At 64.7% G+C, this 14,350-nt stretch carries 16 protein-coding genes and 2 tRNA genes; 9 read left to right on the forward strand and 9 right to left on the reverse strand.

Translation table 11 applies throughout. The features are described from left to right. Positions 1-80: 80 nt before the first annotated feature. The 3 genes from ACP7BL_RS17145 to ACP7BL_RS17155 form a co-directional block, all read right to left on the reverse strand. The gene (locus tag ACP7BL_RS17145) at positions 81-320 is read right to left on the reverse strand and encodes a hypothetical protein (RefSeq protein ID WP_339520633.1); all 240 of its coding nucleotides are present in this window, start codon (positions 318-320) and stop codon (positions 81-83) included. 35 nt (positions 321-355) lie between these two features. Next, positions 356-760 (reverse strand): hypothetical protein, encoded by a 405-nt coding sequence (locus ACP7BL_RS17150; RefSeq protein WP_052192452.1) that lies wholly within the window; start codon positions 758-760, stop codon positions 356-358. A gap of 84 nt (positions 761-844) precedes the next feature. After that, positions 845-1,390, reverse strand: coding sequence for a GbsR/MarR family transcriptional regulator (locus ACP7BL_RS17155; protein WP_033966127.1), 546 nt, complete (start codon positions 1,388-1,390; stop codon positions 845-847). Positions 1,391-1,490: 100 nt separating this feature from the next. Here ACP7BL_RS17155 and ACP7BL_RS17160 point away from each other — a divergent pair, with 100 nt between their 5' ends. After that, positions 1,491-2,144 (forward strand): lysoplasmalogenase family protein, encoded by a 654-nt coding sequence (locus tag ACP7BL_RS17160; protein ID WP_426258885.1) that lies wholly within the window; start codon positions 1,491-1,493, stop codon positions 2,142-2,144. Continuing rightward, complete coding sequence (locus tag ACP7BL_RS17165; protein ID WP_033966126.1) at positions 2,119-2,550, forward strand: DUF488 family protein; 432 nt, start codon at positions 2,119-2,121, stop codon at positions 2,548-2,550. Before ACP7BL_RS17160 ends, ACP7BL_RS17165 begins: the two co-directional genes overlap by 26 nt. A 6-nt stretch (positions 2,551-2,556) precedes the next feature. Here ACP7BL_RS17165 and ACP7BL_RS17170 read toward each other — a convergent pair whose 3' ends face one another. The 5 genes from ACP7BL_RS17170 to yaaA all read right to left on the reverse strand — a co-directional run bounded on the left by ACP7BL_RS17170 (position 2,557) and on the right by yaaA (position 7,703). Then, on the reverse strand, positions 2,557-2,913 hold the full coding sequence (locus ACP7BL_RS17170; RefSeq protein WP_033966125.1) for a DUF952 domain-containing protein: 357 nt from the start codon (positions 2,911-2,913) through the stop codon (positions 2,557-2,559). Continuing rightward, positions 2,910-5,681 carry a DNA gyrase subunit A gene (gyrA, locus tag ACP7BL_RS17175; RefSeq protein ID WP_426258886.1) on the reverse strand — a complete coding sequence of 924 codons (2,772 nt, stop codon included), beginning with the start codon at positions 5,679-5,681 and terminating at the stop codon, positions 2,910-2,912. Before gyrA ends, ACP7BL_RS17170 begins: the two co-directional genes overlap by 4 nt. 110 nt (positions 5,682-5,791) lie before the next feature. After that, the gene (locus ACP7BL_RS17180; RefSeq protein ID WP_137903321.1) at positions 5,792-6,145 is read right to left on the reverse strand and encodes a hypothetical protein; all 354 of its coding nucleotides are present in this window, start codon (positions 6,143-6,145) and stop codon (positions 5,792-5,794) included. A 110-nt stretch (positions 6,146-6,255) separates the two neighbouring features. Further along, positions 6,256-6,954, reverse strand: coding sequence for an SDR family NAD(P)-dependent oxidoreductase (locus tag ACP7BL_RS17185; protein WP_426258887.1), 699 nt, complete (start codon positions 6,952-6,954; stop codon positions 6,256-6,258). Then, the gene (yaaA, locus tag ACP7BL_RS17190; RefSeq protein ID WP_426258888.1) at positions 6,951-7,703 is read right to left on the reverse strand and encodes a peroxide stress protein YaaA; all 753 of its coding nucleotides are present in this window, start codon (positions 7,701-7,703) and stop codon (positions 6,951-6,953) included. The genes ACP7BL_RS17185 and yaaA overlap by 4 nt, the downstream gene beginning before the upstream one ends. A gap of 209 nt (positions 7,704-7,912) precedes the next feature. Between yaaA and ACP7BL_RS17195 the strand changes: the two genes are divergently transcribed. Both ACP7BL_RS17195 and ACP7BL_RS17200 read left to right on the forward strand, forming a co-directional pair. Further along, the gene (locus ACP7BL_RS17195) at positions 7,913-9,196 is read left to right on the forward strand and encodes a tetratricopeptide repeat protein (RefSeq protein ID WP_426258889.1); all 1,284 of its coding nucleotides are present in this window, start codon (positions 7,913-7,915) and stop codon (positions 9,194-9,196) included. Between the two features lie 198 nt (positions 9,197-9,394). Beyond that, the gene (locus tag ACP7BL_RS17200) at positions 9,395-9,895 is read left to right on the forward strand and encodes a hypothetical protein (protein ID WP_231565109.1); all 501 of its coding nucleotides are present in this window, start codon (positions 9,395-9,397) and stop codon (positions 9,893-9,895) included. Positions 9,896-9,972: 77 nt separating this feature from the next. On the opposite strand, the gene ACP7BL_RS17205 is transcribed toward ACP7BL_RS17200, so the two are convergent. Beyond that, entirely contained in the window at positions 9,973-10,440 is a 468-nt protein-coding gene (locus tag ACP7BL_RS17205; RefSeq protein WP_033965099.1) for an Lrp/AsnC family transcriptional regulator, read from the reverse strand. Positions 10,441-10,626: 186 nt separating this feature from the next. Between ACP7BL_RS17205 and ACP7BL_RS17210 the strand changes: the two genes are divergently transcribed. The 5 genes from ACP7BL_RS17210 to ACP7BL_RS17230 all read left to right on the forward strand — a co-directional run bounded on the left by ACP7BL_RS17210 (position 10,627) and on the right by ACP7BL_RS17230 (position 14,201). Next, the gene (locus ACP7BL_RS17210; RefSeq protein WP_426258890.1) at positions 10,627-12,564 is read left to right on the forward strand and encodes a histidine kinase dimerization/phospho-acceptor domain-containing protein; all 1,938 of its coding nucleotides are present in this window, start codon (positions 10,627-10,629) and stop codon (positions 12,562-12,564) included. 2 nt (positions 12,565-12,566) lie between these two features. Then, positions 12,567-13,589, forward strand: a complete 1,023-nt coding sequence (locus tag ACP7BL_RS17215) for a polysaccharide deacetylase family protein (protein WP_426258891.1) — start codon at positions 12,567-12,569, stop codon at positions 13,587-13,589. 12 nt (positions 13,590-13,601) lie between these two features. Then, a tRNA-Ile gene (locus ACP7BL_RS17220) sits at positions 13,602-13,678 on the forward strand. 88 nt (positions 13,679-13,766) lie between these two features. Next, a tRNA-Pro gene (locus ACP7BL_RS17225) sits at positions 13,767-13,843 on the forward strand. A gap of 64 nt (positions 13,844-13,907) precedes the next feature. After that, positions 13,908-14,201, forward strand: coding sequence for a hypothetical protein (locus ACP7BL_RS17230; protein ID WP_426258892.1), 294 nt, complete (start codon positions 13,908-13,910; stop codon positions 14,199-14,201). The last annotated feature ends 149 nt before the right edge of the window (positions 14,202-14,350 follow it).

The following is a 14,350-nucleotide window of genomic DNA, read 5'->3' on the forward strand; positions in this document are numbered from 1 at the left end:
CCCGCCAGCAACTGGTCGAGAAGCTCATTCGGTATCGCAGGTTCTTTGCGTCGGGACATATGGGATCTCCTCTTTACCCATTATGCCCGCCCACACACGGAAATCCTGACAGTCCCCCGCAGCGCGGTCAGGAACATCATGAAGGACGCCGCCGCGGCGAGCGGCCACAGCCCCGCCGCGGCCAGCCCCCAGCTCGCCGCCAGCCACGGCAGCGGGTGGAGGCATTCGACCAGCCCGTCGCGCGGGCGCATCCCGACAAGATCGCGCCATTCCACTGTGCCGATGCGGTGGCGGTAGGTTGCGACGGTTTGCATGCCCATGATCTGCACTCCCCGTTGATGGTTGGGTGGTTACGTCACCGCGTGATCCGCTCGTCGGTGCGGGTGCTGTGGGCGGCGGCCAGTGGGCGTGCTTCGATCCAGCCGCTGACCTTGCGGCCGAAGCGGGCAATCGCGCCCATGTTGAAGAAGTGCATCGCGCCGAGCACGAGCACCGCGAGCCCGACCTTGCTGCTGAGGAAGCGCATCGCGCCGGTCAGCGTCGTCGGTTCGTTGCCGAGGCTGAGCGTCAGCGTGATGAAGCCGATGTTGACGAGGTAGAAGCCGACCACGAGCAGATGATTGGTCGAGCGCGCCAGCGTCTCGTTCTGGCCAAAGCATTGGATGAGGAAGACCTCGCCATTCTTCGACAGCGTGCGCGCGACCCAGATGGTGATCGCGAGCGTGATCGCGAGATAGAGAAGATATGAAATTTCGACCATGACCGGTTCCTTATACCTGTCGTTTCTGTAAGGACCGAAATAAACGGGCAAAGTTATGGTGGGATTGGGTGGGTGCGCATCGCCTTAATCCTTGGTCTTGCCGCCGGGAATGAAGCGGGCGACCTTGCTGCCGAGCTTCATCAGCGTGACGAGGGTGGTCTTGGGCAGGGTGCGGACTTGTTCGTACCAGCCGCTCAGCGTCGACAGGAATTCGTGCATGCGCAGCACGCGGTCGCGCAAATGGGCGGGGGCGGTGTCGTCCTGGCGGAGGCGCTCGGCCAGTTCGGCGAGCAAAGCGATGGTCGGGTCGATCTCGCGGCGTTTGCGCTCGGCGACGATGCGCATCAGCATTTCCCACAGGTCGCCTTCGGCCACGAAATGGTCGCGCCGGTCGCCCTCGACATGGACGCGGCGGACGATGGCATAGGCCTGCAATTCCTTGAGCGCGGTCGACACGTTGGAGCGGGCGAGCCCCAGCGCCTCGACGATCGCCTCGGCATCGACGGGCTTTTCGGAGAGATAGAGCAGCGCATGGACTTGCGCGACCGAGCGGTTGACGCCCCAATGCGTGCCCATTTCGCCCCAATGGAGAATGAAGGCCTTGGCGTCGGGATGGTCGAGCAGGGTCACCAGTAACTCCAATTTCTGTAAATACAGAAATAGATGAATTTTTGTGCAGGTCAAGCCCGGTGTGCTTGCCGAAGCGGAGTCGGTGGCGCATCCTCCCACAATGTCTCAGCGTGTGCCGATCCCAGCCTTGTTCGTAACGGCCCTTGTTGCGGGGGTGAGTTTCTGGGCGGCCAGCCATATCTTGCCGGCTGGACCAGCGCTGGTGGCGTGGAAGGGGACTGCGGTTGCGCTGCTGGCCGTCTGGGTCGCGCTGGCCGCGCGGACGCTGGCGGCACGTTGGTTGGCGGTGGTGCTTGGGTTTGCGGCGCTGGGCGATGTGCTGCTGGAAACGTCGGGGATGACGATCGGCGGCGCTGCCTTCCTCGCTTCGCATCTGCTGGCGACCGGACTGTATTGGACCAACCTGCGTGCCGACCGGTCGGGAACGGGCGTGGCGATCGCACTGCTGCTGGGGATTCCGTGCGCGGGCTACGCGCTGTCGGGGCAACCGGGTGTGCTGGTCTATGGGCTCGCGCTTGGCGGCATGGCGGCGACGGCGTGGATCAGCCGCTTTCCGCGTGACTGGGTGGGGGCAGGAGCGCTGCTGTTCGCGGTGTCGGACCTGCTGATTTTCGCGCGACTGGGTCCGCTGGCCGTCTCGATCGTTCCGACGTTGCTGGTCTGGCCGCTCTACGTCGCGGGACAGGCGATGATCGCTTATGGCGTGGTGAGAACGGAGCGCGCGGGAAATGAAGGTGTTCACGATCGGCTATGAAGCCACGACGATGGCCGATTTTCTGGCGGCGCTGACGGGCGCGGGGGTGGAGCGTGTGATCGATGTGCGTGCGCTGCCCTTGTCGCGGCGGCCGGGATTTTCGAAGACCTCGCTGGCGGCGTCGCTGGCCGAGGCGGGGATCGACTATGTGCATTTGAAGGCGCTCGGCACCCCCAAACGCGGGCGCGATGCCGCCAAGAAGGGCGATGTGGCGACGCTGGAGGCGGTCTATGCCGACCAGCTCGAACTCCCCGAGGCGCAGGCACAGGCGGCGCAGATGCTGGCGCTGGCGGCTGAAAAGCCAAGCGCCTTGCTCTGTTTTGAACGCGACCCGCGCCACTGCCACCGCACTTTGTTGCTGGAGGCAGAGGCCGAAGGCGCAGAGGTGGTCGATCTCTATGCGTGAGCGGCGTTAGCCCGCGACGGGCAGTTTCACGCGGCCGTCGGCATCGCGTTCGAGCGGGCCGTAAGCGATCACCGTCTCGAGCAGCAGCGGGCCGCCATAGAGATGCGGGAAAAGCTGGCCGCCGCGCGACTCCTCCCACTTCAACCCTGCGCCGAACGATCCGAGATCGACCGCCGCGACATGCAAATCGCTTTGCCCCGCGAAATGCTTGTCGACCGTCTCGGTCAACTGCTCGGCGGTCGAGAGGTGGATATAGCCATCAGCCAAGTCGATGGGGGCGCCGGCGAACGATTCCTCGCGCTCCAGCGTCGCCATCTGCTCGGCGGTCAGCACCTTATAGGCAGTGAGCGGCAGCTCGCTCATTCGCCATTGTCCGGGCCAGCCGCCAGATCCTCACCGGTATCGCCGGTATCGTCGGGGGCGACTTCGACAGCGGTCAGGTCGCGCACATCGGCCTCGGCATCGCCTTCGGCCTCCTCGATCCGCGCGGCGGAGACGACATGCTCGTTCTTGCCGACATCGAACAGCTTCACGCCAGCCGAGTTGCGGCCGATCACGCGCATCGAGCCGAGCGTGGTGCGGATCACCTTGGCCTGGTCGGTCACCAGCATCAACTGATGGCCCTTGGTCGCGGCGAAGCTCGCCACGACGGGGCCGTTGCGCGGGATGTTGTCGATGTTGGTGATGCCCTGGCCACCGCGCCCGGTGCGGCGATAATCATAAGCCGAGGACAATTTGCCGTAGCCATTGGCGCAGACGGTGAGGATGAACTGCTCGCGGATCATCAGCTCTTCGTAGCGCGCCTGGGTCATCGCCATCTGGCCTTCGCGCTCGCCCTTCCACGGCGCGAACTTGAGATAATCCTCACGCTCCTCGGGTGTTGCGCCGACGCGGTGGAGGATCGACAGCGAGATCACCTCGTCATCGCCCTTCAGCGTCATGCCGCGCACACCGGTGGAATTGCGGCTCTGGAATTCGCGCACTTCGTCAGCGGCGAAGCGGATCGCCTTGCCCTGGCGGGTGGCGAGCAGCACGTCGTCATTCTCGCTGAGCAACGCAACGCCGATCAGCCGGTCATCGGCATCGACGCCCTCGAACTTCATCGCGATCTTGCCGGCGGTCGGAATGTTGGTGAAGGCGTCCATCGAGTTGCGGCGTACGCTGCCCCGCGCCGTCGCGAACATGACGTGCAGCGCGGCCCATTCGGTCTCGTCCTCGGGCAGAGCGAGCACGGTCGAGATCGTCTCGCCTTCGGCCAGTGGCAGCAAGTTGATCATCGGACGACCGCGCGTGGCGGCACCGCCTTCGGGCAGCTTCCACACCTTCATGCGGTAGACCTTGCCGAGCGTCGAGAAGAACAAGACCGGCGTGTGCGTGCTGGTCACGAACAGGTTCGTGATCGCGTCTTCGTCCTTGGTGGCCATGCCCGCGCGGCCCTTGCCGCCGCGCGCCTGGGCGCGGAAGGTGTCGAGCGTGGTGCGCTTGATATAGCCCTGCATCGTCACGGTGACGACCATGTCCTCGCGCTCGATCAAGTCTTCATCGTCAATGCCGTCAGCAGCAGCGGCGATGTCGGTCTTGCGCGGGGTCGCGAATTCGGCGCGGACCGCGACCAGTTCTTCACGCATGACGGCGAACAGCTTGGCGCGATCGGCGAGGATGGCGAGCAGTTCGGCGATCGAATCGGCGAGGCCCTGCAGTTCGTTGCCGATCTCGTCGCGGCCGAGCGCGGTGAGGCGGTGCAGGCGCAGATCGAGGATCGCGCGGACCTGCAATTCGGACAGGCGATAGCTGTCGCCGGTGACTTCGACTTCGACCGCCTCGACCAGTTTGATAAAGGGCGCGATCTCGGCGACCGGCCAATCGCGCGCCAGCAACGCTTCGCGCGCGGCGGCGGGGCTGGACGAGCCGCGGATCATGCGGACAACCTCGTCGAGGTTGGTCACCGCGATCACCAGGCCGAGCAACAGATGCGCCCGGTCGCGCGCCTTGGCGAGCTCGAACTTCGAACGGCGAGTGATGACTTCCTCGCGGAAGGTCACGAACGCGGTGATAATGTCGCGCAGGTTGAGCAATTCCGGGCGACCGCCCCGGATCGCCAGCATGTTGGCGGGGAAGCTCGATTGCGCGGGCGTGTGGCGCCACAACTGGTTAAGCACGACCTCCGGGGTCGCATCGCGCTTCAGATCGATGACGATGCGCACGCCGAGGCGGCTCGATTCGTCGCGAATGTCGCTGACGCCTTCGATGCGCTTGTCCTTGGCGGCTTCGGCGATCTTTTCGACCAAGCCGTTCTTGCCGGTCTGGTACGGGATTTCGGTTAGCACGATCGAGCGGCGATCGCCGCGCCCTTCCTCGACGACATAGCGCGAGCGGACGATGATCGACCCGCGCCCGGTTTCATACGCCGAGCGCGCGCCTGCGCGGCCGAGGATGATCGCGCCGGTCGGGAAATCGGGGCCGGGGACGATCTCGATCAGTTCCTCGGTGGTCAGCGGCTCGCGCGCGCCTGTCATCGAATCGATGATGGCGAGCGTCGCGTCGATCACTTCGCCGAGATTGTGCGGCGGGATGTTGGTTGCCATGCCGACGGCGATGCCGCCTGCACCATTGACCAGCAGATTGGGGAAACGCGCCGGTAGCACCGAGGGTTCACGCTCGGAGCCGTCATAGTTGGGGACGAAGTCGACCGTATCCTTGTCGATGTCCTCGAGCAGCGACCCTGCGACCTTGGCGAGACGCGCCTCGGTATAGCGCATCGCGGCGGCTTTATCGGGGTCCATCGAGCCGAAATTGCCCTGGCCGTCGATCAGCGGCACGCGCATCGACCAGTCCTGGCTCATGCGGACCAAGGCTTCGTAGATCGAACTGTCGCCGTGCGGGTGATATTTACCCATCGCGTCACCGACGATGCGGGCGCATTTGCGATAGGGCCGGTTGTAGACGAAGCCGCTTTCGGACGCCGACCAAAGAATGCGCCGGTGAACGGGCTTCAGGCCATCGCGAACATCGGGAAGTGCGCGCGCGACGATCACGCTCATCGCATAGTCGAGATAGCTCGACTTCATCTCGTCGACGATCGAGATCGGGGCAATGTCGGAAGGGTCGGCGAGGACGGTCTCGTCGGTCAATTTATGGTGCCTTCGGCTGTGTTACGGGAATGCGACAAACCCTAGCCGAGCGCGCAACGAAACGCCACCCCCGCGCGCATCGCAGCGGCGCAGGGGTGGGTTTGGTTCGCTTATTTGCAGGCGGCCTTGTTGGCGTTGCCGGCCTTCGAACAATTGTAGGTGATCGTCTTGCCGGTGCTGGTCTTGGTGGTGACCATACGCCCGGTGGCCGCAGCGGCAGGTTTGCGGGCTGCGGGCTTGACGGCGGCTGGCGCGGCAGGTGCGGGCTTTGCGGCTGCAGGGGTGGGTTTCGCCGCAACGGGGGCGGGCTTTGCCGCAGCTGCGGGGGTCGCTTTCACCGCCGGGGCTGGCTTGGCGGCCGGCTTGGTCGGCGTTGGCTTTGGCGCAGGCTTGGTCTGGGCGAGCGCGGCGGTGCCGCACAGGAGGGCCGCAGCGGCGGCGATCGTCATCGGGAGCTTCGTCATGGACATCCTCTCAAAACCGTCAGGCGCAACACGCCTGCGGCGATGGTGCAACGCTATCGCGCGATCGGCAATGGTGCGATCATGACAAATCCGTCATGTCGGCTCGTTCTTTAGAACGGCACTTCCTTGCCCTCAAAGTCGAACAGCTTGCCGCTATCCGGGGCCTTCAATTCCTCGATCGTGTCGAGCAGTTGCAACGCGGCGCGGTCTGGCGTGAACAGGCGACCGGCCTGGACATTGCCCTGGAACGGTTTGGATAAAGCGGTGTCGACGGTGCCGGGATGCAGCGTAACCACGATGGTGCGGTCGTTGCGGCGCTTTTCCTCGATCGCGATGCCGCGCATCAGCATGTTGAGCGCGGCCTTGGAGGCGCGATAGCCGTGCCAGCCGCCCAGCTTATTGTCCGAAATGCTGCCGACTCGCGCGGAGAGCGCGGCGAACACCGCGCGCCCGGTCCTGGGCATGATCGGCAGGAAATGCTTGGCGACCATCGCCGGGCCGATCGCGTTGATCGCATAGGTTTCGGCCAGCCAGGCCGGATCAAGCTCGCGCATCGCCTTTTCCGGGCCGCGCTCGCCTGCGTGCAGCAAGCCGGTGGCGACGATCACCAGCGTAGGGGCAGTGCCCGCCGCGACATGCGCAGCGGCTGCCGCAATGCTGGTTTCGTCGAGCAGATCGAGATGCTGCGCGCCGCTGCGCGAACGCGCGAAGCCGTACACCTTTTCGAACGTCGCTTCCTCGATCAGCGCCGCTTCCAGCGCCGCGCCAATGCCGCCCGAGGCCCCGATGATGACCGCCGCGCCGGTCATGCGCGGGTAAACCGCCAGCGATCGGGCGTGCTCTCGGCGGCGTCGAAGCGATAGCCGTCGCTGTCGAACCCGCGCATCGCGTCAATCTCGCCGATGCGATGTTCGCACATCCAGCGCGCCATCATCCCGCGTGCGCGCTTGGCGTGGAAGCTGACGAAGCGCGGGCCGTCGGGCCCGGCTTCGCGGAAGTCGACGTCGATCACGCGCAACCCCGCCAATTTGCCGTCGACCGCCGCGAAATATTCCTGGCTGGCAAGGTTGAGCACGACGCCCGATCCTTCCTCGGCGACGTCCTCGCGCACGGCGGCAGCGATGCGGTCGCCCCAATATTCGTACAGGCTCTTGCGGCGCGGTGCCCAGCGCGTGCCCATTTCGAGTCGATAGGGGCGCATCGCATCGAGCGGGCGCAGCAGGCCATACAGACCCGACAGCATCCGCACATGGTCCTGCGCGAAGGCAATCGCGGCTTCGTCGAGGGTACGCGCTTCGAGGCCGGTATAAACGTCTCCGGCAAAGGCGAAGAGAGCGGGGCGTTGGGGCGCATCGGCGAATCCCGCAAAGCGGTCGGCGTTCGACTTCGCCAGCTTGGGCGAAATGTGCATCAGGGCCGCGAGGCGCGCCTGGGTCAGGTTTGCGGCCGATTTGGCGAGCGAAGCGGCTTCTGCGTGAAAGCGCGGCGCGGTCGCGGTCAAAGCGGGGAGGGGACGTTCATAGTCGAGCGTCTTGGCAGGGGACAGAAGGGCGATCATCGCCCCGGCGATTAGGCGGGCACCGCGCCCGCGTCAAAGCCCGAACGCAAATTGGAGCGCGGCGAATCGCGAACCGCGATGCGGCCAAATGCGTTCAAAGCGCGTTCAGTCGCCGCCGCGCATCTCGCGTCGCTTGACGGTCTAACCGGCGGCGCTAGGAGCAAAGCCAGTATTCCGCCGCGCCAGCGACGTTTGAGGAGAGTCCCGCAATGAAGATGGTTTCGAAGATCGCCCTGACGGCAACGCTCGTCATCGGGTTGAACGGTGCCGCCCTGGTCGCCCCCGCGATCGCCAAGAAGAAGGAAGATGCCGCCCCGGCGACGCCGACGATTTCGAAGGAAGCACGCGCTGCCGCCGTCGATGCCCAAACCGCGCTCGCCGCGACGCCCAAGGATCTCGCCAAGGCCGAGGCCGCGCTGAACACGCTCGATAGCGTCGCGAAGAGCGACTATGAGCACTATCTTGCCTCTGGCCTGCGCCTGTCGCTGATTAACGCGCAGACGCAAGGCCAGCCCGAGGCCGCGCGCATCGCCGCGCTGACCCCGCCGCTTGATGCACTGATCGCCAATCCGGCAACGCCCAAGGCCGAGCTGGGTAACCGCTACAATTCGCGGGCCGGTTTCGCCTATTCGAACAAGGACTATGCCAAGGCGGTCGACTATTTCACCAAGGCCAAGGACCTTGGCTATACCGACGACGATCTGCTGCTGAACATCGCACGCGCCAAGGTTGACGCGGGGGACGTGAAGGGTGGCATCGCCGATCTGGGTGCCGCCGTGCAGGCGGAAAAGGCCAAGGGTAAGAAAGCGCCCGAATCCTGGTATAAATATGCCTTCACCCGGCTCGGCAAGGCAGGGGACCAGGAAGGTGCGGATCAGTGGACCGCAGCCTGGCTGACCGAATATGGCACCAAGGAGAATTGGCGCGGCGCGATCTACACCTTCGGCTTCCAGGGGCCGTCGGCGGCGAAGTACAGCAAGAACCGTGTCGATCTGTACCGCCTGCTGTGGGCGACCAAGAGCCAGACCGGCCAGCGCGAATATATCGATTATGCCGATGCCGCGATCAACGTCGGCTTGCCCAACGAAGCCAAGACGGTGCTCGACGAAGGCTTTGCCAACGAATCGATCCCCAAGGGCAACATCACCGCGACCGAGGAACTGACCCGCGCCAAAACCGGCATCGCCGGAGCGACGTCGCTCGCGATCAAGGAGAAGAACGCGCAGGCAGCCCCCAAGGGCGATCTCGCGCAGCAGGCAGGCGACGCCTATTTCGGCACGCGTAACTACGCCAAGGCGATCGAGATGTACCGCCTGGCCGAAACCAAGGGCGCACCTGACGCCGACCGCAACAACCTGCATCTCGGCATGGCGCTGGCGCTGTCGGGCGATCGCGCCGGGGCCAAGGCGGTCCTCACGAAGGTGGCTGCCGACCCGAGCAAGGCGATTGCCCGGTTGTGGCTGGTGTTCGTGGACACGCCGCCGACGACGTGATCGCGAATCCCTTCGGATATGCGGAAAAGGGCGGCCTGCGGGTCGCCCTTTTTCGTTTGGGACAAGCGGCCGTCGCGCGATGGGAGGCCTATTCGCGACCTTGTTTGCCCGCATCTCGACCAGCCCAATCGTCAAAGATACAATCGCGCCCGTGCAGACTTAGGGGGACTTCGCATGGGGGCTTGGGGCGCGCTTATCATGAGCTTTTTCGGGGCGGTGTTCGCTTCGCTGACGCTGTATTGGCAGTGGAGTGTAACGGGAGCCGCCTTGGCCTTGCCCTTCCTGGCCTTCGTGTTGATCGGGCTGGCTGCGCTGTATGTAATCTGCATACCCGCCGACGGCATCAAACCGTCGGCAAAAGAAGCAAATGCGATCATGTGGAGCAGTATGGGAGAAGGAGTGGGTCTTTTCCTCGCGGCGAATATCGTCATCAATCTCCATCGGCCCGATCTTCTCTTGCCCTCAATGGCGCTTGTGGTCGGGCTGCATTTCCTGCCGATCGCCTTCGCTGCGGGCTTTCGTCCGTTCTATGTCCTCGGCTTTGGGCTGATCGCCGTCGCGATCGTCGGCTTTGTCGTAAACGGGCCAAGCGGCGGCGCGTTTGCCGGGCTCATGGCCGCCGGCGCGCTATGGCTTGCATCGGGCCTTGCGGTTCACCGCGACTGGTCGGCAAAACGGGCCGTGATGGCTGCGGCGTAGGCCGGGACGGCACTTCGCCGTCGCTTTGCGAGTTGCCGCGCCAGACCCCGCTATCATGCGCGGTCTTCGGGATTTCATCACCCCGCGCGGATCGGAATACCCGGGAGCGACTTGGCCGTGCGGATCGTCAGCGAGGTCTTGACGCTCGCCACATTCGGCGCTGGCGTCAGGTGAGTCATCAGGATTTCCTGGAAGCTCTTCAAGTCGCTGGCGACGATTTTCAGGATGAAGTCGATCTCGCCATTCAGCATGTGGCACTCGCGCACTTCGGGAATGGTGGCGACATGCTCCTCGAAGGCGGCGAGATCATGCTCGGCCTGGCTGCGCAGCGATACCATCGCAAACACGGTAATCGGATAGCCAAGGGTGGCGGGATCGATCTCGGCGTGGTAACCGCGGATTGCTCCGGCTTCCTCGAGCGCGCGCACGCGGCGCAGGCAGGGGGGCGCAGTCAGCCCGACGCGCTCGGCCAATTCGACATTGGTCATTCGTCCGTCGTCCTGAAGCAGTTCCAGAATACGGCGGTCGATCGAATCGAATGTCATTACGTAATGCTCCTGGGTAACGCGTGTTTCGCATTGCCATCTTGCACTTGCCTATAAGATAATTACTACGGAACGCAATTGTCCCACATTGCGACGGTGCCAAATCTCGGGGTTACGTAGGGCCTTTGCGCCGGTTAAGAATCCGTTACGACGCATGGGACGTCGCGATTTCGGGGACAGAATAGCTTGCGGTTCGACGACAGTCTGGAGACGGTCCTTTCGGCAGAAATGTCGACCGCTTTTGGCGCGCAATCCACTTGGCGGCAGTTGGTCGATCTGATCGGGCGCGGGCGGGCCGCGGCAAGCGAGGAGGCGATTGCCCGTTTGCGCACGATTCGCGGTGACGTGCCGCCATTGGTGCGGTCAGCGAGCGCGCGCGGGCTGGCCTTTGCTACCCCTCCCTTTCCCCTGGTGGCGTTGTTTGCCGAGGATGACCTGTCGATCGCCGCCCCGGTATTGCGAAGCGCGCGCCTGTCGATTGCCGAATGGACGAGTTTGCTGCCGGTCTTGTCGCCGTCCGCGCGGTCGATCCTGCGACACCGGCGCGATCTGCCGCGAGGGGTGCAACGAGCGTTGGAAAGCTTCGGCAGTGTGGATTTCGTCCTGGACGCACCGACCGAACCCGAGCAGGTCGCGGCACCTACGGCACCCGAGCCCGCGTCCGACCACGTAGCGACGGTCGAACCCGTCGCGCCCGTTCAACCGGTGCCGGAGCAGGCCGAAGTCGTGGCGGAAACTTTCGCGGAGCCGCCGAGTTTGCCGGAAACTGTAGCGCCGATCGCTCCGCAATCGTCCTTCGTGTCGATCGCGGCGGTCGCAGCCGGGTTGCCGGTGGTGGCGGAAGCGCTGCGCCGCGCCGATCATTCGGCCGCACCCGCACCTCCGGCCGCGCCGTCGCACGCCGCCGAGGTTTCTGCTCCGATTGCGTTTGTGCGGCCACCACCACCCGCATCGCCGCCCGAAACCGGTCCCTTTCAGATTGCGGAACTAGTTGCGCGAATCGATGCCTATCAGCGCCAGCGCGAGGAAATCCCCTCCGCCCGGCCGCGTCTCGAAATTCAGCCGGAACTGTTCGCGACCGAGCTGCACCCGTCCGAGACCTTCCGTTTCGAAACCGATGCCAATGGTATCGTCCGCTGGATCGAAGGGGCGGCCCGCGCGCCGTTGATCGGGCTGTCGTTCGACCTTTCGCCCGCAGCCACTGGCGCGCAGGTCGATGGCGTGGTGGCGGGAGCGTTTCGGCGTCGGGCCGGTTTTGCCAATGCGCGATTGGTGGTGGATGGCCATTCCGATGCGGCCGGCCAGTGGCGCATTACGGGGATTCCCGTGTTCGACCGCGTGAGCGGGCGATTCACCGGCTATCGCGGTACGGCCCGACGCCCGCGTGCCGACGAAACCGCCGAGCCCATGCGCGAAACCCGCAATCCCGCCGCCGATGCGCTACGTCAGTTGGTGCACGAATTGCGCACACCGACCAATGCGATCGCCGGGTTTGCCGAGATGATCGAATCGCAGATGCTGGGTCCGGTCCCTGCGGCCTATCGTGCCCATGCTGCGGCCATTCGAAGCCAGTCGAGCGGGTTGCTTACTGCGATCGACGATATCGACATGGCGGCCCGGATCGAGACCCATGCGCTCGATTTGCGCAGCGGTGACGTTCCGGTCGCGCCGTTGCTGGCGCGTATCCTGGCGGACCTGGCGCCGCTGGCGACGCTTAGGGGGAGTGTGCTCGAACACCATGTCCGCGGCGATTCGCTGGCGATCCTGGGCGATGATCGGGCGGTAGAGCGGCTGGTGGCGCGGTTGATGGCGACGCTCGTGGCATCGGGCAGCGCTGGCGAGCAGATCGGCGTGGTGGCCGCGCGGGATGACGGAGCGATCTCGATCGTGTTCGATCGGCCCAAGGCACTCGCCGCTTATGCCGAAGAGAATTTGCTGACCATCGATGCCGAGGCGGAGGCCGAGCGCGAGGGGGCACCCTTGCTTGGCACCGGCTTTGCGCTGCGGCTGGCACGCAATCTTGCCGCCGAATTGCGCGGCAGCCTGACGATAGGCGACAAGGCCTTGACTTTGCGCCTTCCCGCCGCGTCTCTTGCCGGAATGGAGCAGGTTTCTTCCAACTGATCGTGGCCACGCCCGATCCTGCCGCAGCGTATCGCCCGCTTGCCCCCGCGCGCACCGATCTGGTCGCGTGGCCGGATGTCTTCGGCACACGTTTCATCGTGTTCGTCGACACAGAGGAAGAGTTCGACTGGGCTGCGCCGCTCGCACGCGATGCCCATTCGGTGTCGGCGGTGGCCGCGATTCCCGATGCCCACCGCTGGTTCGCCGATCATGGCGTGCCACTGACCTATATGGTCGATTATCCGATTGTAGCGGACCCCCGCGCGGTGGAGGTGCTCGGTGCTGCGTGCGCCGACGGTGTCTCGGCGATCGGCACCCAATTGCACGGCTGGGTCAATCCGCCCTTCCAGGAGGCGCTGACGCCGTTCAACAGTTATGTCGGAAATCTGCCGCGCTCGCTGGAGGCTGCGAAGATCGATCGCCTCACCGACGCCATCACGGCCGCGTTCGGCACGCGCCCGATCGCCTATCGCGCCGGGCGCTATGGCATTGGCCCGCAGACGCTGACCTTGCTCGCCGAACGCGGCTACCGCCTCGATAGCTCGATGCGCGCGCGCTACAGTTATGCGGCGGACGGCGGGCCCGATTTCTCCGACATTGGCAATGCCGCCTTCCATGCCGGGCCGGGCGGCAGCTTGGTCGAGTTGCCGCTGACGACCGTGTATACGGGCCTGCTTCGGCGGCACGGCACCACCGTGTATCGTGCATTGGGACGTCTACCGAAGGGACGCGGCCTGGCCGCCCGCATGCGCCTGTTGTCGCGCGTGGCCCTGACGCCCGAGGATATGCCGCTGCCCGATGCGCTCGAGGCGATTGCGGTGGCGGCTGGGGAGGGGGGGCGGGTACTGAACTTCTCCTTTCACTCCCCCTCGCTCGTGCCCGGACATACCCCTTATGTGCGCGATGCAGCGGATCTCAGCGCCTTTTACGGTTGGTGGGAGGCGGTATTGGGCGATCTCGCGCGGCGCGGAATCGCCGCTGCTTCGCTCGATCAGGTGATTGCAGCGGCGCGCGCGCAACGCTAACGGGGGCGAGGGGGGCCTGTAGCTCAACTGGTTAGAGCTGGCCGCTCATAACGGCTAGGTTGCGGGTTCAAGTCCTGCCGGGCCCACCACGTCGCATCGTTTTCGATCGGCGATCGTAACGGATCGTAAGAGCAACGCTTGCGCTTACGATCCAGCCCGCCTAAGCGACGACACCGTCGGGGAGTGGCGCAGTCCGGTAGCGCGCCTGCTTTGGGAGCAGGATGTCGCAGGTTCGAATCCTGTCTCCCCGACCATCATCCTTTCCATTTCATCCTTTGTGGCCGGCTCATCGCGATTAGCGATCGATGTCGCTCTTGCGTGTCGCTGCGCAACGAGCCGCGCACCGATGCGACCGCAAGCGGCGCAGCGTCTTTCGCTCGCTTGCCGAAATGTGCTGCGGCAATCGGCACTTCCGATGCTGCTCCGGCGATCACGATACGATTCGTGATGGAGCGGAACCGTCAACCAAATGATGGCGAGCAAGCGGCACGGCTCGCGCCGCCCGCGAATCCCGGCGCAGAATGGCGATTTTCCGCCGTTTTCATCATGACCGATCCCCGCCCGACGCCGTTTTGCCGCGCGATTGAAAGAAAATTGCAAAAAAGGGTTTGACCGAATCAAACGCCCTGCCTAGAGGGGTGTCACCGCAGCGGTGGCCCACACGGTCCGCTTCTACGGTCACCAAATTTTCGGCGCTCGGCTCGCCCCTTGAAAGAAAGGGTTGAGCAAGGCGTCGGTATTTTGCGCTCTTTGACATTGTT

The organism is Sphingomonas sp. DC1600-2 (assembly GCF_049897605.1).
In the GTDB taxonomy this organism is placed as follows: Bacteria; Pseudomonadota; Alphaproteobacteria; order Sphingomonadales; family Sphingomonadaceae; genus Sphingomonas.